Below are 21,578 nucleotides of genomic sequence, written 5' to 3'. Positions count from 1 at the left end.
TCATGTCGTTCTGCACGTAAATCACAAATAAAACCTGATTTGACATAGATTCAACCTGTAAAGATTCCGTGGCAACAGTGTAGCGGCAACCTTACTGAATCTACCGAAGGCTGGCAAGCCCGCAAAACGGCAAACAGTAGTATATCCTGCCTGCCAGTGCCGAATTTACTCCGGCTGACGGCGTTTAAACTCCAGCAACCATTTATCAAGCTGGGCGGCAAACTGCTGCCGATCCCGCTGCGACAGGCTATCCGGGCCGCCGGTCTGAATCCCGCTCGCACGCAGCGTATCCATAAAATCTCGCATCGTCAGCCTTTCGCGGATTGTCGCTTCAGTATAGCATTCACCACGCGGGTTCAGCGCTGCCGCACCTTTGCCCAGCACTTCGGCCGCCAGCGGAATATCAGCGGTAATCACCAAATCGCCTGCTTCGCACAGCCGCACAATTTCGTTATCGGCCACGTCAAACCCCGCCGGAACACGCAGCGAGCGGATAACGCGTGACGGCGGCACGCGGATATTCTGGTTCGCTACCAGCGTCAGCGGCGTCTGTGTGCGCTCGGCGGCGCGGAATAAAATTTCTTTAATCACATTCGGACACGCGTCCGCATCAACCCAAATCGCCATTTTCGCTCCTCATTTGGGGTGCATTGTCGCTTTAATTTCCCCCAGGGGAAAGCAGATATCTTTTTGCTTTAGCCCTGATTGCCATTACACGTTAAGCTATATGCCACACACAATGACAAGCAAAAGAGACAAACGTGATGGAGAAAAAAATCGGTTTTATCGGCTGCGGCAATATGGGCAAGGCGATTCTCGGCGGGCTGATTGCCAGTGGGCAGTTGCTGCCAGGACAGATTTGGGTCTACACCCCGTCGCCGGATAAAGTGGCCGCTCTGCACGATCAGTTTGGTATTAACGCCGCACAGAGCGCACAGGAAGTGGCGCAGATTGCCGATATCGTCTTCGGCGCGGTGAAACCGAACATCATGGTGAAAGTGCTGAGCGAAATCGCGTCCAGCCTGAATAAAGAGACGCTGGTGGTGTCGATTGCCGCAGGCGTGACACTCGATCAACTGGCGCGCGCACTGGGGCACGATCGCAAAATTGTACGAGCGATGCCCAACACCCCGTCGCTGGTTAATGCGGGCATGACCTCTATTACCCCTAACGCGCTGGTCACGCCGGAAGACACGGCGGACGTGCTGAATATTTTCCGCTGCTTTGGCGAAGCGGAAGTGATTGCCGAAGCGATGATCCATCCGGTTGTCGGCGTCAGCGGCTCTGCGCCTGCCTATGTCTTTATGTTTATCGAAGCGATGGCCGATGCCGCCGTGCTGGGCGGTATGCCACGTGCGCAGGCCTATAAATTCGCCGCGCAGGCGGTGATGGGTTCCGCGAAGATGGTGCTGGAAACCGGAAAACACCCAGGCGAGTTAAAAGATATGGTCTGCTCGCCTGGCGGCACCACTATTGAAGCGGTCAAAGTGCTGGAAGAGCGTGGTTTCCGCGCAGCGGTGATTGAAGCGATGGAAGCCTGCATGAACAAATCAGAAGAATTGAGCAAGTAACCGCCGCCCTCTCCCTGGCTGGAGAGGGCGTAGTCCTTCAGGCCAGCAGTTCGCTGGCTGTTTTCATACTGAGGGGCTTTTGCATCTTTAACAGCAGCCCCGCCGTAGCTCTGTTCTCGCCGCAGCTCAGCACCGCTTTCAGCATACCTTCTTCGCCGTACAACATGGCAAAACGTTTATCATCAAACGAGCCGAGCATTTTCATGCTATCCCACTCGCGAGTGTAACCCAGATATTCGAAGCGGTTACCGTATTGCATGGTCCAGAAAAACGGTACCCGATCAAACGGACGATGTTCGCCAAGCATATTGAGGGCGGCCACTCTTCCTTGCTGTTGCGCCACGCGCCAGTGCTCAATACGTCGACGCCCTTCCGGCGCCGGGTAGCTGGCAATATCACCGACAGCCCAGACATCCGGCGCCGCGCTGAGAGTTTCATCCACGGTCAGGCTACCGTCCTGTTCATGGTGGAGATCGTGAGCCAGCCCGGTAGAAGGTTGTACACCCGTGGCGAAAACCACTACATGCGCGGGCAAAGTGCGACCATTTTTCAGCGTTACGCCTTGTACATGGCCGTTGCCTTGCAGTGCCACTGGCTCGCCGGTGACAAATTTCACACCGTTTTGTTGATGCAGATTGAAGAAACGCTGGCCGATCTCTTCGCCAAATTGTGGCACAAACGGCAGAGCGTGGCGCGATACCACCGTGACATCGATATCCTGATTGCGCAGCGCGGCGGCCAGCTCCATAGCAATAAAGCTGTTGCCGATCACCACCAGTTGCTGCTCTTGTTCAACTTCATTGAGCAATACCTGCGCCTGGTGGATATTGCGCAGCACATGGACGCCCGCCAGATGGTTGCCGGGGATCTCTGGCCATATCGGCTGCCCGCCGGTAGCCAGCAGCAATTTATCGAACGCAACGTGACGGCCATTTGCCAGCGTCAGTTGATGTCCTGCGCAATCAAGGTCGGTCACCTCTTCACGCAGGCTCTCCACGCCGGGCTGGTTGTAAAAGGTATCGTCGAGGATAGGAGGAACTTCGCTGATCTTCATCTTCCCGGCGGGGACAAATTTACTGAGCGCGGTGCGGTCATAAGGCGCGCGGTCCTCTTTATCAATCAGGATCAGATGGCCGTTAAACCCGGCATCACGCAGGGTGATGGCTGCCGCACTGCCTGCCGCGCCGGTACCGAGGATCACCGCAGTTTGCGGGCGATCGCCACGGATTAACGTATAGCTGGCAGGCGAACGCGGGCGCGGGCTGACCAGTACGCGGTTCCCTTCGAGGGTGACCGGATACTGTTTGAGGCTCTTCAGCGCCAGCGGCTCACGCCACTCGCCATTGATGATATCAAAATTGGCTTTATGCCAGGGGCAAACCAGTTTGCCATCGCACACCGCTCCCTGCTCCAGCGGCGCGCCAGCATGCGGGCATTTACTTTGAAAAGCGCGCACCTGCGCAAGGGTACGGATAAGGATCATCGACGTCCCTGCGACATCAACTTTCACCGGCTGGTTTTCCGGCAGGGAATTCAGATCGGCAACATAGTGATAATTCATATTTTTTCTCCCGGGTCAGGGTTGCAAAAACGGGCGTAACGCCGAACAGCGCACAACCACCAAGAGAGACAAAAGCGAAACATTGCTCACCGTTTAAGCCTGGCAGAGATTGAGGAACGGGCAATAAGAAGGTGGGAGGAAGCGTAAAAGGGTGAGCGAACGGAACGCCCACCCGGATAAATTATTGCGTTTTTTTCAGACAGCCGCTCATGAATTTACTGCGTTCTTCGCCTTTCAGCGATTGCTGCGTCGCCTGCGCATTACATTCGCGCATCCGCTGCTGCTGCGGTGTCAGACTTTTTTGCCCCGGCTCCGTTTTGGTGTTTTTCAGGCAGTTGCTCATAAACGTCTTACGGGCATCGCCTGTCAGGGTTTGTGTCTTGGCTTGTTGATTACAAAGTGTCATACGTTGTTGTTGTGGGGTCAGTGTTTTTTCCGCCGCGCTGAGCGCGCCGACAAACAACAGACCAAAGATGAGGGTAACCAGAACTGTTATTTTCATTGCTCCATCCTTTTGTCAATGTGACCCTTTAAGGATGGTCTTAATTACGAAAAAAACCACCCAGCGGCAGAGATTTACCGCCGGGCAGCCGTTACTTCAGGTTCAGTGCCGTTTTCATGGTGTAGAACAGATCGGTCTGATCAGTTAACCCCACCACATTGCCAGCACGCGGGCCGTAAGCCGCAATGCGGACTTGCGTACCGGTGTGTTCCATCGACTCCTCTTCCGAGTTGCCGTAGGTTATCGCCATCACCGCGCCATCTTTGGTATTCAGCGCCTGGCTCAGCCCCGGCGCTTTGGTATCCGCCGGGATAATCTGGCTGGCGTGCGCGTGGTCGGCTGTCACTATCACCAGCGTATTACCATCTTTTTTCGCAAATTCCAGCGCCTTCTGCACCGCTTCGTCCAGATCAACAGTTTCACCAATCTGACCGCACGGATTCGCCGCGTGATCCTGTTTATCAATAGAGGCGCCTTCCACCTGCAAGAAGAAGCCCTTATCGTTTTTGTTCAGCAGGTCAATGGCCTTTTCGGTCATTGCTGCCAGCGTCGGTACACTGTCGGTACGTTTGGCATTCGGTGTACAGGTCACGGCTGGTTTATCGAGATTGCCGTGCAGCGACGCTTTCGGCCCTTCCCAGCGTACCGGCATATTGCCATCGGCGAAGAGGCCGAGCAGCGGTTTATCCTGGTTCGCTTCGGTAATGGCTGCCAGCGCAGAGGCATCGCTCACCATCTGGTAACCACGGGCCTGAGCCTGCTCGCGCAGCGTTTTCCCCTGCCACTCGCCCGCCGTCGCAGTTTCGCTGAAGGTTTTCGCGCCGCCGCCCAACGTCACATCCGCGCGGGCATTCAGCAACTGCTCGGTGATCGAGCCTTTACCGCCTTTTTCCAGCGCGTTGAGGGCGCATTTCTCGCTGGTTACCGTCGGGCCGTAGCAGCGACGGGAAATTACATGCGAAACCAGCGCCGCTGGCGTGGCATCCTGCAATTCGGCGGTAGAGACGTTGCCGGTCGCCAGCCCCGCCGCTTTCGCCATCTCGAGGATGGTCATATGATCTTTTTCATGAATATCGACGCCGAGCGCGCCGTTGTAGGTTTTGACGCCGGTGCTCCAGGCGGTGGCCGATGCGGCCGAATCCGTCACGTAGTCCGGTTTACCGGTTTTTTTGTCCAGCGCATAATGCGTGTACTGGCCGGTTAACGGTAATGTGTCAATTCCTTTGAAATATCCACCCGCGCCTTCGGCATAATTTCGCGCGGCGGTAATTTCTGAATCACCCATGCCATCGCCAATTAACAAAATAATATTTTTGGCGGGCTTATCGATGAGTGAATCACGCAATGCAGCGGTTTGATCGGCAGTCAGACGGCGCGCACCGCCAGGTGTAGAAATATCGCCTTGAGCAGCACGATTTTCAAAAACGGAGGTATCCGTTGTTTCTGCATAAATAATAGAGGTAAAAAAGAGAGGTAGTAATGCAAGGTATAATGCGCTCTGTTTCACTTTAATATTCTCCATGTACAAATACTTAAAGAAAATAAAACAGAGCGACTATAGGCAGCGCGTATGACAACCAAATGACAGCGGCGGAGGGCCAAAGATTTAGCTACGCGGATGCCTTAAAAGCTTTTTTAGGTACTGTTGCAGCAACTCCGTGTCCTGATCAGTAACACCAGTTCCCTGTCTGACTTCGTCCAGCGCGCCTTCAATACTGCAAATCAGCGTCTGTTGCTCCGAAGCGGCCATTTGACGCAACAACGCCGTCACCACAATCTCCAGTGCTTCCACCTGGGCGACCAGCTCTTTCGACTCCTCTTCTTTTTCTGCAAGCTTAACCAACAACTCAGCAATGAGATTTTTCATAGCGCAATTTCCTTATGTGATATGGGAAAACGTTAGCACTCAGCGCTGATGTTGCAAAGAAGGTACCAGTCTTATTTTGTGCGTTTTTTCACATCCTTTAAACACACACAAATAAAATGGTTAAAGAGGCATTTCCCGGATATTTAAGCCAAACCAATTAATCTGTTAGGGTTGCTAAAAAAGGAATACGAAGCGGCTGAAACGTTATTTTATATAAGCAATAATTATAGTAAGGCCGAAAAACAATTTTCGGCCCGTTTGCAGAATTAGCGTTTCACCCGGCGAAATACCAGCACCAATTGCCAGAAATTAATGAGTACCACAACGGCGGTGGCGATAAATACCCAACGGAAACCCGCCATTGCCGATACCGATGCCCCCATTAACGGCCCAATGACATTTCCCAGATACATAAACGACTGATTATAACCAAAGATACGTCCGGTCACCTGATCGCTGGAGTATTTCAGCAACAGCGTCTGCACCGCCGGCAGCATTGCGCCATCGGCAAATCCGAGCATAAAGCGCAGAATGCCAAGCTGTAGCGGCGACGTAACAAATGACATGGCGAAGAACAGCACCACCGCGCAAACCAGCGTACCCATCAAAATACGTGAAGTGCCTATCCGGTCACCCAGTTTACCAAGGCGCGGTGCGGAAAGCAGCGCTGAAACGCCAGGTACAGAGGCGATCAATCCGCTGAGAAAAGCAATATTGGTGGAATGTGGCGACAGAGACTGAATAAACAGGGCAAGTATCGGACCGATAGAACCGTTACACAACTGAATCACCATAGTAGTAATAAACAGACTGATGACCAGCGCCGGATAGGGCAAGGTGGAGAACACCGCTTTACCGCTCAGCCGTTCGCCCTTTTTCACCGTCGGACGCACGCCCTCTTTAATCAGAAACAACGTGACCAGAAAGCTCACTATTAACAACAACGCGGTGATGATGAACACGATGCGCAGCCCTAAATGGTCGGCCAGAAAACCGCCCATCAACGGCCCGCCGATCACGCCACTGATCTGTGCAGTTGCGAGCGTACTCAGCGCCCAACCGCTGCGCTCCCGCGGGACCTGGGATGCCACCAGCGCCATCGCATTCGGAATATAGCCGGAAGTCAGCCCCATGATGCCGCGCAGGATCAGCAATTGCCAGACGTTGGTGGCAAAGGCCTGCAACAGAATGGTAATCGCCATGCCCACCGAGGCGCGCAACAACATCAGCTTGCGCCCTTTGCGATCCGCAAGGCTGCCCCACATCGGCGACACAATGGCTGAGACGAGGAAGGTCACGCTGAACGTCAGTCCCGACCACATCGACAACGCCTCGTGCGAGGTCACGCCTAACTGCGCAACGTATAACGGCAAAAACGGCAAAATTTGACTGATGGCAAGGCCAGTGAAAAAACAGCCGAACCACACCGAGATAAGGTTGACCTTCCAGGATTCCATAAATACGAGTATTTGTTGAAGTTTTGACAAACGGCGCACAGGTTAACAAGAATGCGTCACGGATGAGTCACCAGAGATGCGGTTATGGCGAATTCGGTGTTTTATCTGTCCGGCATCGCACGCCGCCACAGCGTCCACATAAAAACCATTGTTTTACAGTGGATTATACTTAGCGACAGAGCCAGAAACCGCGCATGCCGAGATGAAAATGGTTAGCATGAGCGGCATTGTATTCGGGGCCAAGACCATTGCCATAATAACCGCAACTGGCACTTAGCATCGCCCGCAACCACGGCTGTGTTTCAGGCTGTCGCCAGCCATTGAGCACCGTCACCCGCTGACCATCCGCCAGGCGAAAGGCGCTTAGATCCAGCGCTTCAGCACTGGCATGCTCACTACGCCGGGCATCAATACGATTATAAATATTGCGGCACGCGTAGCTGCCCAGATGGTCGATCTGGCGCAGCGGCTGGCCGGTAAAATGTTCGGTCAGCGGTCTCGCCTGCTGTTTGATAAACAACGCGGAGCTAAGCGCCAGCGGGCAGCTTGCCAGAAAACTGCTGCTCAGTTTCACCGCGCCGAAATCACGCACCCGCACCACATCGGTTAACGGGCAGTCGCCCCCGCTGTTCGCTACCGCAACGGAGGTAACGAGCCGTTGCTGATTGGCCTGCGCCAGTAACGCAGCACAGGCTGACGGCGACAGGCGGCGTAACTTAAACTGCGTGATGCGTCCCGGCGGATCGCTCAACTGTAGCGACGCGAAGGGATTGTAATACGACGGTAAATAGCGATAACCCACCAGCATCAGCGCCAGTAGAGTGCATACAACGACCAGGCTCTTTACGCGCACGTCTCCCCCTCAGTTTTACTCAAAACATTATGGCAGAAGGCTGCGAATCGTGCGTTTCATCGTGCTATGGTATGTGTTTTGTGAATAAGTGTGGGTGAACGTAGAAATGGCAAAACTGCGGGTAGGAGTCGTCTTCGGCGGCAAATCAGCGGAACACGAGGTGTCGTTACAATCAGCAAAAAATATTGTCGATGCCATGGATAAATCGCGCTTTGAGGTTGTGCTACTGGGGATTGATAAACAGGGTCAATGGCATATCAGCGATGCGAATAATTACCTGCTTAACGCCAGCGATCCGGCGCGTATTGCGCTGAATCCGTCGCAAAACAGCGTGGCGCTGGTGCCGGGCAATACCGCGCAGCAGCTTATTCAGGCGCAAAACAGTGCGCCCTTGCCGGATGTTGATGTGATTTTCCCTATCGTCCACGGTACGTTGGGCGAAGATGGTACCTTGCAGGGTATGCTGCGCCTGGCAAACCTGCCGTTTGTCGGCTCCGATGTGCTCGCTTCAGCAGCCTGCATGGATAAAGACGTCACCAAGCGTTTGCTGCGCGATGCCGGATTAGCTGTCGCGCCATTTATCACCCTGACGCGTACTAACCGTCAGCAGGTAACCTTTAGCGACGTTGAAGCGCAACTCGGTTTGCCGTTGTTCGTTAAGCCGGCCAACCAGGGCTCATCCGTTGGCGTCAGCAAAGTGACCAGCGAAGCACAGTATCATGAAGCGGTGCGCCTGGCGTTTGAGTTCGACAAAAAAGTAATCGTTGAGAAAGGCATTAAAGGTCGCGAGATCGAATGCGCAGTGCTCGGCAATGACGATCCGCAAGCCAGCACCTGCGGCGAAATCGTGCTGCACAGCGAGTTCTACGCTTATGACACCAAATACATCGATGAAAACGGCGCGCAGGTGGTGGTGCCTGCGGATATCGCGCCGGAGATCAATGACAAGATCCGTCAGATTGCGGTGCAGGCGTACCAGACTCTGGGTTGTGAAGGGATGGCGCGCGTCGACGTGTTCCTGACACCCGACAACGAAGTCGTTATCAATGAGATCAACACGCTGCCAGGATTTACCAACATCAGCATGTATCCAAAACTGTGGCAGGCGAGCGGCATCAGCTATCCTGATCTGATCACCCGCCTGATTGAACTGGCTATCGCGCGCCATCAGGTGAACAGCACGCTGAAAATTTCCGTCAACGGTTAAGCATTACTCTGCTTTATCCGCTGCCCCCTCCTCTTGCGGGCGGCGGCGGATAATCAACCCTGCCAGCCAAAAGCCAATCACCCAGGTCACCAGCCCGACAGCATAGGTTTGCCAGCCTTTGGCTTCAAACCCCAGCAGGCCCACGACCCCATTCAGAATAAAAATTAACCCAATCGCAAACGCGTAATAGTGCCAGTCACGGCGTATTTTCGCAGACAGCTTCATGACAACTCCGGCAATCAAAAAGGCATCATCGCATAGCCTGCCTTTCAGGTCTGTGTGATGTGTGGAAAATCCGAAATGTTACCTACGTAATGAAAACGTTACAAAAATGTGAGCACCAACAAAGATCACTCAACCGGAACCCTTCCCGAAGGGAAATTATCACCATTCTGATGTTGACAACAGGGCGCAACTGTCACAATTAGCCTGAATTCTGACCAGCACATGCTGCTGTATCACTGAAAGGTAAGCAACGAATTGAGTAAAGAGTAACGGAGGTCTTATGGCTGATTTTTCCCTGTCAAAACCCTTTACGGGCGCGAAAAAACGTGATGCCTCAAGGCCAGGCAATATTGCCTATGCCGTGTTTGTCCTGCTCTGCTTCTGGGCTGGTGCGCAGTTGTTGAACCTACTGGTACACGCGCCTGGCGTGTTCGAAAGATTGATACAGGCTGAAGACACCTCCCGCCCACACGTTGAACTGGGGTTCGGCGTCGGCACGCTGTTTGGCCTCGTGCCGTTCCTTGCGGGAAGCGCATTGTTGGGTGTCATCGGCCTTTTCCTGCGCTGGCGACGACACCACTTACGTTAATTCTGCGCCATGCAGGCAGCCCGACGATCATCGACGCGCTTCGCAAACCATGCTGTAGTCAGGTTGCGCGTGATCTTCGGGCTTTCTAATTGGATCCCCGGCAAAATTTCCCGTGGCAGCGTTTTGCCGCTTTTCTGTTCCGCCAGACGATAAACTTCACGGTACAGCTTCGTCTCTTCAAACTTCTGGCTGTCGCCGCGCTCCAGTTGACGGCGAATATCGCGATCGCTCATCCCCAGTTTCGGCCCAAGCTTTCTTATCGCCTGTTCCGTCGCGCCCGCATCGCTGCTGCCGTAAAGGATCACATCGCCATCCAGCGCCAGTTTCACGCCCGTCGCTTTGCTGACCGCATTCTGGAACGCTGCGTTGCGACTGGCGTACAGCCCGGCGTTAAAGTCGGCGAAACGGTAAATCGGCGCGCTATAGCCAGCAGGATAATTCAGTAGATGGTAAGTACCGAACCACAAACCGCCGCGACGGCTGAACACTTCCTGGCGTACCGTGCCGTCCATCTTCCACGGGTAACCCTCGGTGTGTTGTTCAGCAAACGCCACGCTGATTTGCATCGGCCCGCCGGTACGCACCGGGTTAAAGGAACCAAACAACTGCTGCCCCATTGGCACCATATTGATAAAGTCGTCAAAAATGGCGCTTAGCTCTTTTTCCGTTCTGGCGTTGTCCAGCCGCTCGCTGTAGCTTTTGCCGTTTGGCGAAGGGATTTTCAGGGCAGTATGCACCAGCAGCAGCGGAATATGCATCCGCTGCGCACGCTTATCGATCTCTTTCCAGGCGATTTTATTCAGCCCCGGCACGGCAGGGTCGGCCTGATAGTTCGATTCCTGCTGCGCCACCGCCAGCACCGAGCAGATATTCTCCAGCGTCGGCGCCAGCTTCTGGCTGCTAAATGTGGTGGCGATATCCTGCGCCCATGCATCGCGATCTTTCACGCTGGCGGGCATTTTCTGCCGTACCACGCTTGCCACATCCAACGTTTTTTTGCTCTCTTTTTCTTTCTCCGCTTCCCGCTGGGAAACCGGGCCTTGCGTGCTACAACCGGTAAGGATCAGGGCCGCCAGCAGCCAGCCAAAACGGGGGACGTAAACCATAACGTTCCTTGTGTTAACCAAGACGGTGAGGCACAGGCACAATTTCCTGGCCGTTCAGTTCATACTCAAAACTGCGCAAGCGTTTGTAGATGGACATCAGCTCCACCAGCGTCGTCCAGGAGGAGATCAAATACTGGAACGCGTTGCGCACCTGTTCAAACACATTGGTGATTTGGCTCATCAGGCCAAAGGTGATCGCCCCCGCAGCAATGCTCGGGAACAGAACAATCAGGCCAAACACCACGTCAACTTGCAGGTAGAGAATACGGGCAATGTTGAAATAGGTGTAGTGGAAATAGAGACGAAAATAGTTGCGGCGCACGGCGCTGAACAGCTCGGAGACGGTCGGTGGCTGGGCGCGCGAGGCATCATCTTCGCCATAGACCAGTTCTTTACGGTAGGCGGCTTCAACGCGCTGATTTTTAAATTGCAGGCCAGGGAGCTTGATACCGATAAACGCCAACAGTACCGTGCCAAACAGTGCCCAGCTAATCGCGGCAATCACCAGACCATAAGGAAGATGCCCCACCAACGGCAGTTCCTGCACGTGCGGCGACAGCGCCACCAGCACCGGCAAAAATGCAATTAGCGTCATGATCGCTTTGATAAAGCTAACGCCCATATCTTCCAGTGTCTGGGCAAAACGCATGGTGTCTTCCTGCACACGCTGCGCGGCCCCTTCGATATGGCGCAGATGCCCCCAGTGCGCCATATAGTATTCGTTCATCGCCGTACGCCAGCGGAACACATAGTGGCTGATAAAAAAGTTATTCAGCACCGCCACCGTCACGGCAATCAGCGCGATCCACAAAAAGACGCCAATCTCGCTATAAAGCTGGCTAAGGCTGACCTTATTGGGTGCGCTCAGCGCAAGCTGAATCAAATCATAAAACGGCTGATACCAGGCGTTGATGGCAACGTTTACCTCCACCAAAAACCAGGTTACAAAGACGATCAACGCCGTACCAAGTATCGACCAGTACTGCCAGCGGTGCGGCGAGGCGACAAACCAGCACAGCGCGAACAGGCCGACGCAAACGGCATAATAAGCATAAAAAAGTAAAAAGCTCGCACACCAGAAACGCGTTGCACTGATCGGGACGTCCGTCGATGCGCCGGTTAAGCGCATTAACCAGCCCTCGCCGCCAGCCTGCCAGAATATGACAGCGATCAGCGCCCAGATAAAGGCCGACAAAAAGAACAGCGTCGGCTTAGGAAAGAAAGATTTAAACATTGGTACTCCTGCTTACTTCTTATTATTTACAAAGATGCTGTGTAGCGGATTTCTGCGCCAGGCATAGCGCAGTGATAAAAAAGCGCCGCGCAGTGCGACGCCGTGTCGTTGTATCAGACCTGAGGGTAACCCCTTAGTTCGCTTGCCATTCGTGAAGAATTGTTTCGACCGGTTTCACATACACCGGATTGCCGGGGACGGTTAACGTGCGCCACACGTCGTTGTAGTGATCGATCAGAGTTGCAGCCTGTGCAGCCGGGCGGTTAGCGGTGGTATGAGCGTCCTGCGCCATAGTGATGGAATACCCCCGGCTGGCACCATTTTTCAGCGTGGTATCCACGCAGTAATCTGTGGCGCAACCGCACATCACCCAGGCATGGATATCATGCTCGCGCAGCACCGCTGCAAGCTGCGTTTTATAGAACGCGTCGCAGGCGGTTTTGGTGACGTACAGGGCGTTAGCAGGCTGATACAGTTCCGGCAGCAGCGCAAAACCTTCACTCCCCTCTTCCAGCCCGCCCGCTTCAGCATGCTGAATAAAAATCACCGTATCGGCGGCCTGCGTCAACTGGTTAATGCGGGCGACACACTGCTCACGTTGAATACGCTCGGTGGCGAATACGCCGTTTTGCATATCCACAACCATCACTACCCGTTTACCTGCCATCTGCTCTCTCCTGTCAGTACGAATCAGTGCGAAAGGAGGAGATTATCACATCAGGCAGAAGTCGTGGTCTGGCGGCAAAATAACCATTTTTACCCATCGTTACGTATTAAGGGAAAAGAATCCGTTAATTGGGTCTTTGCAACACCGTACTAAGTAGTATAAATACGCTCTATCTATCCCATTTATTTATGGATCCCTGCGTTGAAACGTTGTCTGCTTTTCTCTGCGCTGCTCTGCGCACTGAGCCTGGCTTCCGCTCAGGCGGCGGCTCAGTCTCCTGATCCGGTATTTGCATCTGATATTGTTGATCGTTACGCCAACCATATTTATTTCGGTAGCGGCGCAACGGGCATGGCGATGGTGGTAATTGACGGCAACCAGCGCGTGTTTAAAAGCTATGGCGAAACCAGTCCCGGCAACAACGTTCGCCCGCAACTCGATTCGGTCATTCGTATTGCTTCCCTCTCCAAGCTGATGACCAGTGAAATGCTGGTGAAAATGCTCGATCAGGGCAAAGTCCGTCTCGACGATCCGTTAAGTAAATATGCGCCTCCCGGCACGCGGGTGCCGACCTACCAGGGCACGCCAATTACACTGTTGAATCTGGCGACACATACCAGCGCCCTGCCGCGCGAACAGCCTGGCGGCGCAGCGCAACGTCCTGTCTTCGTCTGGCCAACATACGAGCAGCGCTGGAGCTGGCTCTCAACCGCCACACTGAGAACCGCGCCGGGCAGGCAGGCGGCTTATTCTAATCTGGCCTTTGATCTGCTGGCGGATGCATTGTCGAAAGCAGCAGGCAAGCCTTACCCGCAGCTTTTTGAAGAACAGATCACTCGTCCACTGGGGATGAAAGACACCACCTTTACCCCGTCGCCGGATCAGTGTAAGCGCCTGATGATCGCCGAGAAAGGCGCCAGTCCGTGCAATAACACGCTGGCCGCTATCGGCAGCGGCGGCGTCTACTCCACGCCGGGAGACATGATGCGCTGGATGCAGCAATTCCTGTCGTCGGATTTCTACACCCGTAACAGCCAGGCGGATCGCATGCAAACGTTGATCTACCCGCGCAACCAGTTAACGCGAGTGATCGGCATGGATGTGCCCGGCAAAGCCGATGCACTCGGCCTCGGCTGGGTCTATATGGCACCAAAAGAGGGGCATCCTGGGATCATTCAGAAAACCGGCGGCGGCGGTGGCTTTATCACCTACATGGCGATGGTGCCGCAGCATAATGTCGGCGTTTTTGTCGTCATCACCCGTTCGCCGCTGACGCGCTTTGTCAATATGAGCGACGGCGTTAACAACCTGGTCAGTGCGTTAAGCAGCAACACACCGCAAGTGGTTCCCGCTTCCTGATTCCACCAGAGGCAGACGGTTTCGCCGTTTGCCTCTGCCCTTAACGGCGATTTTGGTAAAACAGAACCTCAGCTTTTCGGCTACAATGCCGCCATCTGTTCCACAAACATCAGGCATACCATGACCGATTTAATTACTCGCCCGCGCCGCCTGCGCAAATCACCTGCCCTGCGCGCCATGTTTGAAGAGACAACACTGAGCAAAAACGACCTGGTGTTGCCGATCTTTGTTGAAGAAGAGTTAGACGATTACAAAGCCATCGAGGCGATGCCCGGCGTGATGCGCATTCCGGAAAAGTATCTCGCCCGCGAAATTGAACGCATCGCCAAAGCTGGCATTCGCTCGGTGATGACCTTCGGCATCTCTCACCACACCGATGACACCGGCAGCGACACCTGGCGCGAAGATGGCCTGGTGGCGCGCATGTCGCGCATCTGCAAAGAGACGGTGCCGGAGATGATCGTGATGTCCGATACCTGCTTCTGCGAATACACCTCTCACGGCCATTGCGGCGTGCTGTGCGATCACGGTGTCGATAACGATGCGACCCTGCTTAACCTCGGCAGACAAGCCGTCGTTGCCGCCGCCGCAGGCGCGGACTTTATCGCCCCTTCCGCAGCAATGGACGGCCAGGTGCAGGCGATTCGCCACGCGCTGGATGCAGCAGGCTTTACCGATACCGCCATCATGTCCTACTCGACCAAGTTCGCTTCCTCGTTCTACGGCCCGTTCCGTGAAGCGGCAGGAACGGCGCTGAAAGGCGATCGCAAAACCTATCAGATGAACCCAATGAACCGCCGTGAAGCGATCCGTGAATCGCTGATCGACCAGGCTGAAGGTGCAGACTGCCTGATGGTGAAACCGGCAGGCGCATACCTCGACATCCTGCGCGATATCCGTGAGCGCACCGAGTTACCGCTGGGTGCCTATCAGGTGAGTGGCGAATACGCGATGATCAAATTCGCCGCGCTGGCGGGCGCAATTGATGAAGATAAAGTGGTGCTGGAAAGCCTGGGTGCGATCAAGCGCGCAGGCGGAGACCTGATCTTCAGCTACTTCGCCCTCGACCTCGCCGAACGCGGTATTCTCTGAACCGTCTGCTCTCTCCCCTGCGGGGGAGAGAAATATCCCTTATCCCTTCCGCACCGCTTTTGTTGTCATTCAGCCGTCTTGCCGTTGTCATATCTTCATTGTAATGAAATGTAAACGTCATCTTCTCCCGTTACTGTCATCGGCAAGACGGGAGGAGAAACCACCATGTTTAGTCTCGACAACGTACTTCAGGATCTCTGGCCGCAGGCCAGACCTGCGCCCTGGCAAAAAAACGTGCTGCGGCGCCTGCTTTACGAACAGGAGTTCCAGCAGTTCGCCGCGAGCCATCCCCACCTGAAAGGGCTGGATATGGTGGAGCAAGTGCTTGAACATCTACAAATCCGCTGCACCGTTCCCGCTCACGACCTCGAACAAATCCCCGAACAAGGCCCATTGGTCATCATCGCTAACCATCCGACAGGTACGCTTGACGGGATGGCGCTGATGTATGCTGTTTCACGTGTACGCCGTGATGTGAAGGTGGTCACCAACCGCATGTTGACCCACCTTGAACCGCTCAGCTCGCTGTTTATCCCGGTGGATAACATGGGTGGCCGTACGCGAAAATCCTCGCTGCAACAGATGGAAAACCATTTGCAGGGCGGCGGAGTGCTGATCTTCTTCCCGGCGGGAGAAGTCTCACGCATGACGCGTAAAGGCATCCGCGATAAAAACTGGCATGCTGGTTTTATCAAACTGGCGGGCAAGTTCCGCGCGCCGCTGCTGCCCGCCTGGATTGACGCGCGTAACAGTGCACTGTTCTACGCCAGCGCGATGGTGTCGGAAACGCTGCCCTTCCTGCTACTGATGCAACAGATGTTTCGCCGCCGGGACAGCAACCTGCCGATCAAAATCGGCCAGCGCATTCCCTGGGATAGCTGGCATACGCCGCAACTTGCCCCACGCGAACTGGCCGATAAGTGTCGCCAACATGTATTGCGTCTGGGTAAAGGACTCTCCGGCCCCTTCAAAACCGAGTGCGCCATTGCACGCCCGGAAGAGCGCATCACGCTGCGCCGCGAACTTAATAATGCCGAGTGCCTCGGCCGCACTACGGACGGAAAAGTTATTTACCTCTGGCAGCGCAATGGGCAGGAAGACGCGCCGCTACTGCGCGAGCTGGGACGGCTGCGCGAAGTCGCCTTCCGTGCTGTGGGTGAAGGCAGCGGTAAACGTCGTGATACGGATAAATATGACGACGATTACCTGCACCTGATCCTGTGGGATGATGCCGATCTGGAAATCGTCGGCGCATACCGCTTTATGCCAACGTCGCAGCAGGTTGAGGCGCACGGCGTTGAAGGCTTATACAGTTACAGCCTGTTCCATTATGACGAACGAATGGCCGATGTACTGCGTCATGGCATCGAACTGGGGCGCAGTTTTATTCAGCCGCGCTACTGGGGACGTCGCGGCCTGGATTATCTGTGGTCGGGCATTGGCGCTTATCTGGCGCGTTATCCGCAGTACCGCTACCTGTTTGGCCCGGTCTCTATCTCCGGTGGCTTGCCGCCTGCGGCGCGGGATCTGCTGGTGGCGTTCTACCGCCTGTGGTTCCCGGCGACCTGGCCTCTGGCCTCATCACGTCGGCCGTGGCCGGCCACGATGCCAGACGTGCTCGCCCAGTTTAGCGGTGAAGATTACACCGAAGATTTGACCCGGCTGAAATCGCTGCTTGGCAACCTTGGTTGCGGCATTCCACCGCTCTACAAGCAGTATTCTGAACTGTGTGAACCGGGCGGCGTGCAGTTTATCGACTTCGGTTGCGATCCCGACTTCAATAACTGTGTCGATGGTCTGGTGCTGGTGGATTTAACGCGTCTGAAAGCAAACCGTTACGAGCGTTATATCGCCGCGCATCTGCCAGAGCAAAAAGCGGGCTAAATGCTGCGCAAGAAAGCGTAACGTGCCGCAGACCTGAGCGTTGTCTTGCGTGCCGGAGGGAGAAGGCAAAATCCTTTTCCGGCACGCAGGCATTCAACCCTGGATCAACCGCAACTGCGCTCGCCTGCTATTCAGACGAGGATTATGCGTCAGGATGACATATAAAATCGGTCGCCAGGCCATATACATCCTCTTTTATTAAATATTCCTGGATTTTCCTGAAACTGTTTTCCCCAAATTAATGGCCGGAAAAATCAGGTTAATCTATTATCCAGAACTGTATTTAACATCAGATACTCACCTGATTACTGTCTGTCATTGCTCAAAAAAACCAACACAAACACATTAAATCAAACAGTTAACTCGTCGTATAAATAAACAAATATACGTAACGTCATTGCATAAATTAAAGCATCCTGCACACAAATTGAGCTAAGAATTATCGGATTTAAATTTCCAGTTATTCCCTATTATATTTCCAAAAACCGCATCAGTGGCTGTTTCTGTCCGCACTTGCACATTCATTTTCCCCGTTGAGGGTTTCTTTCCTTTTTTCACCATTGCAGGGCAGCTTGCACCCGTTTTCGGTCGGCGGCGGTGCACTCTTATTGTGCATTTTCCGCTATGTTGCCTGTAACCCTATGTGTCAGAAGGTTTCTCTTTCCTGGCACTGACTTTGCAACTCTGCCAGCAACTGTATTAATGGCGAGGCAGTAAAAGAATGAACACACAAACAACACTAAAAAGAACACTCGGCAGCTTCCGCCTGTGGGGCATTGCCGTCGGACTGGTTATTTCAGGGGAATACTTCGGCTGGAGTTACGGCTGGTCGCAGGCCGGAACGCTCGGCTTTCTGATTGTCGCGCTGGCGATTGCCGCCATGTACTGCGCTTTTATCTTTAGCTTTACCGAGCTGACCACAGCGATCCCGCATGCAGGCGGGCCTTTTGCTTATGCTTATCGCGCCTTCGGGCCCACCGGCGGGTTTATCGCAGGTTTTGCTACGCTTATCGAGTTCGTCTTTGCGCCACCGGCGATCGCCATGGCGATTGGCGCCTACCTTAACGTGCAGTTCCCGTCACTCGATCCGAAATGGGTGGCCTGCGGCGCATACGTCATCTTTATGGTGCTTAACATTCTGGGCGTCGGTATTGCCGCCACCTTTGAGCTGATTGTCACCCTGCTGGCGATTTTCGAACTGCTGGTGTTTATGGGCGTTGTTGCACCGGGTTTCTCGTGGAGCAACTTCACTGCCAACGGCTGGGCAGGTGCGGAAAGCTTCAGCGGCATCGCGTTGCCGGGCATGTTCGCGGCTATTCCGTTTGCAATTTGGTTCTTTCTGGCGATTGAAGGCGCATCAATGGCAGCAGAAGAAGCTAAAGATCCGAAACGCACCATTCCGCGTGCGCTCGGCGGCGGCATTCTGACACTGACAGTACTGGCGGTTGGCGTGATGGTTCTCGCGGGCGGTGTGGGCGACTGGCGCAACCTGTCGAACATCAACGATCCGCTGCCGCAGGCAATGAAATTGGTGGTCGGCAGCAGCAGCGGCTGGCTGCATATGCTGGTCTGGCTTGGCCTGTTTGGTCTGGTCGCGTCGTTCCACGGCATTATTATGGGTTATTCCCGCCAGATCTACTCGCTGGCGCGCGCGGGTTATCTGCCTGCCAGCCTGGCTAATCTGAACCGTAAAACCCGTACGCCGATTCTGGCGATCCTCGCCGGTGGCGTGGTGGGGATTGCGGCGATCTTCTCCGATTCGCTGATCACCATCAGCGGCATGCCGCTCACCGCCTGCATTGTGACGATGTCGGTCTTTGGCGCTATTGTTATGTATATCATCTCCATGGCCGCGCTGTTCAAGCTGCGCCGTAGCGAGCCGAACCTTGAGCGCCCTTTTAAAGCGCCGTTGTTCCCCTACGCACCGGCTTTTGCACTCGGAATGGCAGTTCTCTGCCTGGTGGCGATGGTCTGGTACAACACTCTGCTGGCGCTGATTTTCGCCGTGATGATGCTGGGCGGTTATATGTGGTTTCGTAAAACCGCATCGGCGCGCGAACGTGCCGCGCTGGACCCGCAACTGCGCGCTATCTCCTGAGGAGACGCAATGTATAAAACCACTCTGGCGCACCGCACATGGCAGTTCGCCAGCCTGAAAGAAGTCATGGCTAAAGCCTCCCCGGCGCGTTCCGGGGATGTGCTGGCCGGGGTTGCAGCACAATCAGCCGAAGAGCGTATGGCGGCCAAAATCGCCCTTGCCGATGTACCGCTGCGCGAGATCCTCGACAATCCGCTGGTTCCCTATGAAAAAGATGAGGTGACTCGCCTCATCATCGACACTCACGACAGCGCTGCTTTTACGTTAATCGCCCATCTGACGGTGGGTGAATTTCGTGACTGGCTGCTGGCCGATACCACCGATACTGCGCTGCTAAGCCAGGTTGCTCCGGCGATCACCCCGGAAATGGCCGCCGCCGTCAGCAAACTGATGCGCAACCAGGATTTGATCCTCACTGCCAGCAAATGCAGTATCATTACCCGCTTTCGCAATACCATCGGTTTGCCCGGTCACCTCAGTGTGCGCCTGCAACCCAACCACCCGACTGACGATCTGAAAGGCATTGCCGCCAGCATGCTGGATGGCCTGCTTTACGGCGCGGGCGACGCAGTGGTTGGCATCAACCCGGCCAGCGACAGCCTGCCGGTACTGCAAAAGCTGAACCATATGATGGCAGACATCATCGACCGTTTTGCCATTCCCACACAGTCCTGCGTGCTGACGCACGTCACCAACACGTTACAGCTAATTGAGCGCGGCGCGCCGGTGGATCTGGTGTTTCAGTCGGTGGCTGGTACCGAAGCGGCAAACAGCGGCTTTGGTATTAACCTCGCGCTGTTGCAGGAAGCCCACGAGGCTGCGCTTTCGCTAAAACGCGGAACGCTGGGCGATAACGTGATGTATTTCGAGACCGGCCAGGGCAGTTGCCTGTCAGCGAACGCCCATCATGGCGTCGATCAGCAAACCTGTGAAGCGCGTGCCTACGCGGTAGCGCGGCACTTTAAACCGCTGCTCGTCAACACGGTGGTCGGGTTTATCGGCCCGGAATACCTGTATGACGGCAAGCAGATTATCCGCGCCGGGCTGGAGGACCACTTCTGCGGCAAACTGATGGGGCTGCCGATTGGCTGCGACGTCTGTTACACCAATCATGCCGAAGCGGATCAGGATGATATGGATACATTGCTGACGCTGCTATGTACCGCCGGGCTAACCTTCCTGATTGGCGTTCCGGGCGCAGATGACATCATGCTCAACTATCAGAGCACTTCATTCCATGATGCGCTCTATGCGCGCCGCCTGCTGGGGCTGAAGCACGCGCCGGAGTTCGCCGACTGGCTAACAAGGATGCAGATTATCGACACCCACGGCCAGCTACGCCTCACCGGCGCAAACCATCCATTACTGACCGTGATGCCACAAGGAGCGCCTGCATGAACTCGCCCGATGCCTGGTCCCTGCTGCGTGAATTCACCGACGCCCGTATTGCGCTGGGTCGCAGCGGTGCCAGCCTGCCAACCAATGAAGTGCTGAAATTTGGTCTTGCCCACGCCCAGGCGCGTGACGCCATCCATCAGCCCTTCGACAGTGACAGCCTGGCAAGCCAGCTCCACGAACTGGGGTTGACCACGCTGGAAGCGCACAGCGCGGCGTCGGACCGACATATCTATCTCAACCGCCCGGATCTGGGGCGCATGTTGAGCGAAGAGAGCCGTGCCGATCTCGCCGCCAGCCGCACACCGGCGCACGATCTACTGCTGGTGATTGGCGATGGTTTATCATCGCACGCTGTACATCGTCAGTCCGTTGGGCTGATCCGCGCCCTGCTGCCCTACCTTGAAACGTTAGGGATTTCGCTCGGGCCGATTGTGCTGGCGCACCAGTCACGCGTGGCGCTGGGCGACGATATCGGCGAAACGCTGAACAGCAAAGCGGTGGCAATTCTGATTGGCGAGCGGCCCGGCTTGTCCTCACCGGACAGCCTGGGCGTCTATCTCACCTGGAAACCGCAGCGCGTACGCATTGAGTCAGAACGCAACTGCATCTCTAACATTCGCCCGGAAGGGCTGAATTACGAAGCGGCGGCCTTCAAACTGGCGTGGCTGCTGGAACAGGCGTTTTTGCGCCGTTTGACTGGCGTACACCTGAAAGATGAGAGCGACAACCCGGCGCTGCATGGTCGCGTCACGCCGCGACTTACCGCGACGAGCTAACCCGTTGGCAATGCGGCGTCGCGTTGCCACTTTACCCCACCGCTCACTGCCCTTCCCTCCTCATTAGCCCCTGCGGGCATGAAGAAAGTGCTTACCCCCCGGCAGCACATCGTCTAAGAGCCTACCCCAGTA

At 55.1% G+C, this 21,578-nt stretch carries 20 protein-coding genes; 9 read left to right on the top strand and 11 right to left on the bottom strand.

The annotated features are described in order from the left end of the window. Positions 1-165: 165 nt before the first annotated feature. Complete coding sequence (locus GA0061070_RS09345; RefSeq protein ID WP_090135556.1) at positions 166-627, bottom strand: YaiI/YqxD family protein; 462 nt, start codon at positions 625-627, stop codon at positions 166-168. 137 nt (positions 628-764) lie between these two features. On the opposite strand from GA0061070_RS09345, the gene proC reads away from it, so the two are divergent. Continuing rightward, on the top strand, positions 765-1,571 hold the full coding sequence (gene proC, locus GA0061070_RS09340) for a pyrroline-5-carboxylate reductase (protein ID WP_090135554.1): 807 nt from the start codon (positions 765-767) through the stop codon (positions 1,569-1,571). A 37-nt stretch (positions 1,572-1,608) separates the two neighbouring features. On the opposite strand, the gene GA0061070_RS09335 is transcribed toward proC, so the two are convergent. From GA0061070_RS09335 to GA0061070_RS09310, 6 genes are all read right to left on the bottom strand, one after another. Then, the gene (locus GA0061070_RS09335) at positions 1,609-3,132 is read right to left on the bottom strand and encodes an FAD-dependent oxidoreductase (protein ID WP_090135552.1); all 1,524 of its coding nucleotides are present in this window, start codon (positions 3,130-3,132) and stop codon (positions 1,609-1,611) included. Positions 3,133-3,313: 181 nt separating this feature from the next. Further along, the gene (gene psiF, locus GA0061070_RS09330; protein ID WP_090135550.1) at positions 3,314-3,634 is read right to left on the bottom strand and encodes a phosphate starvation-inducible protein PsiF; all 321 of its coding nucleotides are present in this window, start codon (positions 3,632-3,634) and stop codon (positions 3,314-3,316) included. 91 nt (positions 3,635-3,725) lie between these two features. Next, on the bottom strand, positions 3,726-5,141 hold the full coding sequence (gene phoA / locus GA0061070_RS09325; RefSeq protein ID WP_090135591.1) for an alkaline phosphatase: 1,416 nt from the start codon (positions 5,139-5,141) through the stop codon (positions 3,726-3,728). Between the two features lie 99 nt (positions 5,142-5,240). Further along, a complete protein-coding gene (iraP, locus tag GA0061070_RS09320; RefSeq protein ID WP_090135548.1) occupies positions 5,241-5,501 on the bottom strand; it encodes an anti-adapter protein IraP in 261 nt (86 codons plus the stop codon). Between the two features lie 266 nt (positions 5,502-5,767). Continuing rightward, positions 5,768-6,958, bottom strand: coding sequence for a multidrug efflux MFS transporter (locus GA0061070_RS09315; RefSeq protein ID WP_090135546.1), 1,191 nt, complete (start codon positions 6,956-6,958; stop codon positions 5,768-5,770). 169 nt (positions 6,959-7,127) lie between these two features. Then, positions 7,128-7,766 (bottom strand): extensin-like domain-containing protein, encoded by a 639-nt coding sequence (locus GA0061070_RS09310; RefSeq protein ID WP_425256046.1) that lies wholly within the window; start codon positions 7,764-7,766, stop codon positions 7,128-7,130. A 151-nt stretch (positions 7,767-7,917) separates the two neighbouring features. Here GA0061070_RS09310 and ddlA point away from each other — a divergent pair, with 151 nt between their 5' ends. After that, on the top strand, positions 7,918-9,018 hold the full coding sequence (gene ddlA / locus GA0061070_RS09305; protein ID WP_090135542.1) for a D-alanine--D-alanine ligase: 1,101 nt from the start codon (positions 7,918-7,920) through the stop codon (positions 9,016-9,018). Between the two features lie 3 nt (positions 9,019-9,021). Here ddlA and GA0061070_RS09300 read toward each other — a convergent pair whose 3' ends face one another. Further along, positions 9,022-9,243 (bottom strand): DUF2754 family protein, encoded by a 222-nt coding sequence (locus tag GA0061070_RS09300; RefSeq protein ID WP_090135540.1) that lies wholly within the window; start codon positions 9,241-9,243, stop codon positions 9,022-9,024. A gap of 280 nt (positions 9,244-9,523) precedes the next feature. Here GA0061070_RS09300 and GA0061070_RS09295 point away from each other — a divergent pair, with 280 nt between their 5' ends. Continuing rightward, on the top strand, positions 9,524-9,832 hold the full coding sequence (locus GA0061070_RS09295; protein ID WP_090135538.1) for a DUF2755 family protein: 309 nt from the start codon (positions 9,524-9,526) through the stop codon (positions 9,830-9,832). Here the strand turns inward: GA0061070_RS09295 and GA0061070_RS09290 are convergent. The 3 genes from GA0061070_RS09290 to GA0061070_RS09280 all read right to left on the bottom strand — a co-directional run bounded on the left by GA0061070_RS09290 (position 9,829) and on the right by GA0061070_RS09280 (position 12,839). Beyond that, the gene (locus tag GA0061070_RS09290; protein ID WP_090135536.1) at positions 9,829-10,938 is read right to left on the bottom strand and encodes a DUF1615 domain-containing protein; all 1,110 of its coding nucleotides are present in this window, start codon (positions 10,936-10,938) and stop codon (positions 9,829-9,831) included. The genes GA0061070_RS09295 and GA0061070_RS09290 overlap by 4 nt on opposite strands. A gap of 13 nt (positions 10,939-10,951) precedes the next feature. Further along, the gene (gene sbmA / locus GA0061070_RS09285) at positions 10,952-12,172 is read right to left on the bottom strand and encodes a peptide antibiotic transporter SbmA (RefSeq protein WP_090135534.1); all 1,221 of its coding nucleotides are present in this window, start codon (positions 12,170-12,172) and stop codon (positions 10,952-10,954) included. A 133-nt stretch (positions 12,173-12,305) separates the two neighbouring features. After that, positions 12,306-12,839 carry an isochorismatase family protein gene (locus GA0061070_RS09280; RefSeq protein WP_090135532.1) on the bottom strand — a complete coding sequence of 178 codons (534 nt, stop codon included), beginning with the start codon at positions 12,837-12,839 and terminating at the stop codon, positions 12,306-12,308. A 201-nt stretch (positions 12,840-13,040) separates the two neighbouring features. Between GA0061070_RS09280 and ampH the strand changes: the two genes are divergently transcribed. From ampH to eutC, 6 genes are all read left to right on the top strand, one after another. Next, on the top strand, positions 13,041-14,198 hold the full coding sequence (ampH, locus tag GA0061070_RS09275) for a D-alanyl-D-alanine-carboxypeptidase/endopeptidase AmpH (RefSeq protein WP_090135531.1): 1,158 nt from the start codon (positions 13,041-13,043) through the stop codon (positions 14,196-14,198). A 120-nt stretch (positions 14,199-14,318) separates the two neighbouring features. Continuing rightward, the gene (gene hemB / locus GA0061070_RS09270; protein WP_090135529.1) at positions 14,319-15,290 is read left to right on the top strand and encodes a porphobilinogen synthase; all 972 of its coding nucleotides are present in this window, start codon (positions 14,319-14,321) and stop codon (positions 15,288-15,290) included. A 165-nt stretch (positions 15,291-15,455) separates the two neighbouring features. Continuing rightward, the gene (gene olsF, locus GA0061070_RS09265) at positions 15,456-17,174 is read left to right on the top strand and encodes a bifunctional ornithine lipid synthase OlsF (RefSeq protein ID WP_090135527.1); all 1,719 of its coding nucleotides are present in this window, start codon (positions 15,456-15,458) and stop codon (positions 17,172-17,174) included. 721 nt (positions 17,175-17,895) lie between these two features. Then, on the top strand, positions 17,896-19,272 hold the full coding sequence (eat, locus tag GA0061070_RS09260) for an ethanolamine permease (protein ID WP_090135525.1): 1,377 nt from the start codon (positions 17,896-17,898) through the stop codon (positions 19,270-19,272). Positions 19,273-19,281: 9 nt separating this feature from the next. After that, positions 19,282-20,670, top strand: coding sequence for an ethanolamine ammonia-lyase subunit EutB (locus GA0061070_RS09255; RefSeq protein ID WP_090135524.1), 1,389 nt, complete (start codon positions 19,282-19,284; stop codon positions 20,668-20,670). After that, on the top strand, positions 20,667-21,446 hold the full coding sequence (gene eutC, locus GA0061070_RS09250) for an ethanolamine ammonia-lyase subunit EutC (protein ID WP_090135522.1): 780 nt from the start codon (positions 20,667-20,669) through the stop codon (positions 21,444-21,446). Before GA0061070_RS09255 ends, eutC begins: the two co-directional genes overlap by 4 nt. The last annotated feature ends 132 nt before the right edge of the window (positions 21,447-21,578 follow it).

It is taken from the genome of Kosakonia oryziphila (genome assembly GCF_900094795.1).
Lineage (GTDB): Bacteria > Pseudomonadota > Gammaproteobacteria > Enterobacterales > Enterobacteriaceae > Kosakonia > Kosakonia oryziphila.
The sequence above is the reverse complement of the archived record's forward strand: the minus strand, read 5'-3'. Positions and strand labels throughout refer to the sequence as shown.

Bases quoted from the DNA above. Each gene is read 5' to 3' on its own strand.
- GA0061070_RS09345 (WP_090135556.1), bottom strand. From the start codon at position 627: ATGGCGATTTGGGTTGATGCGGACGCGTGTCCGAATGTGATTAAAGAA.
- proC (WP_090135554.1), top strand. From the start codon at position 765: ATGGAGAAAAAAATCGGTTTTATCGGCTGCGGCAATATGGGCAAGGCG.
- GA0061070_RS09335 (WP_090135552.1), bottom strand. From the start codon at position 3,132: ATGAATTATCACTATGTTGCCGATCTGAATTCCCTGCCGGAAAACCAG.
- psiF (WP_090135550.1), bottom strand. From the start codon at position 3,634: ATGAAAATAACAGTTCTGGTTACCCTCATCTTTGGTCTGTTGTTTGTC.
- iraP (WP_090135548.1), bottom strand. From the start codon at position 5,501: ATGAAAAATCTCATTGCTGAGTTGTTGGTTAAGCTTGCAGAAAAAGAA.
- GA0061070_RS09315 (WP_090135546.1), bottom strand. From the start codon at position 6,958: ATGGAATCCTGGAAGGTCAACCTTATCTCGGTGTGGTTCGGCTGTTTT.
- GA0061070_RS09310 (WP_425256046.1), bottom strand. From the start codon at position 7,766: ATGCTGGTGGGTTATCGCTATTTACCGTCGTATTACAATCCCTTCGCG.
- ddlA (WP_090135542.1), top strand. From the start codon at position 7,918: ATGGCAAAACTGCGGGTAGGAGTCGTCTTCGGCGGCAAATCAGCGGAA.
- GA0061070_RS09300 (WP_090135540.1), bottom strand. From the start codon at position 9,243: ATGAAGCTGTCTGCGAAAATACGCCGTGACTGGCACTATTACGCGTTT.
- GA0061070_RS09295 (WP_090135538.1), top strand. From the start codon at position 9,524: ATGGCTGATTTTTCCCTGTCAAAACCCTTTACGGGCGCGAAAAAACGT.
- GA0061070_RS09290 (WP_090135536.1), bottom strand. From the start codon at position 10,938: ATGGTTTACGTCCCCCGTTTTGGCTGGCTGCTGGCGGCCCTGATCCTT.
- sbmA (WP_090135534.1), bottom strand. From the start codon at position 12,172: ATGTTTAAATCTTTCTTTCCTAAGCCGACGCTGTTCTTTTTGTCGGCC.
- GA0061070_RS09280 (WP_090135532.1), bottom strand. From the start codon at position 12,839: ATGGCAGGTAAACGGGTAGTGATGGTTGTGGATATGCAAAACGGCGTA.
- hemB (WP_090135529.1), top strand. From the start codon at position 14,319: ATGACCGATTTAATTACTCGCCCGCGCCGCCTGCGCAAATCACCTGCC.
- olsF (WP_090135527.1), top strand. From the start codon at position 15,456: ATGTTTAGTCTCGACAACGTACTTCAGGATCTCTGGCCGCAGGCCAGA.
- eat (WP_090135525.1), top strand. From the start codon at position 17,896: ATGAACACACAAACAACACTAAAAAGAACACTCGGCAGCTTCCGCCTG.
- GA0061070_RS09255 (WP_090135524.1), top strand. From the start codon at position 19,282: ATGTATAAAACCACTCTGGCGCACCGCACATGGCAGTTCGCCAGCCTG.
- eutC (WP_090135522.1), top strand. From the start codon at position 20,667: ATGAACTCGCCCGATGCCTGGTCCCTGCTGCGTGAATTCACCGACGCC.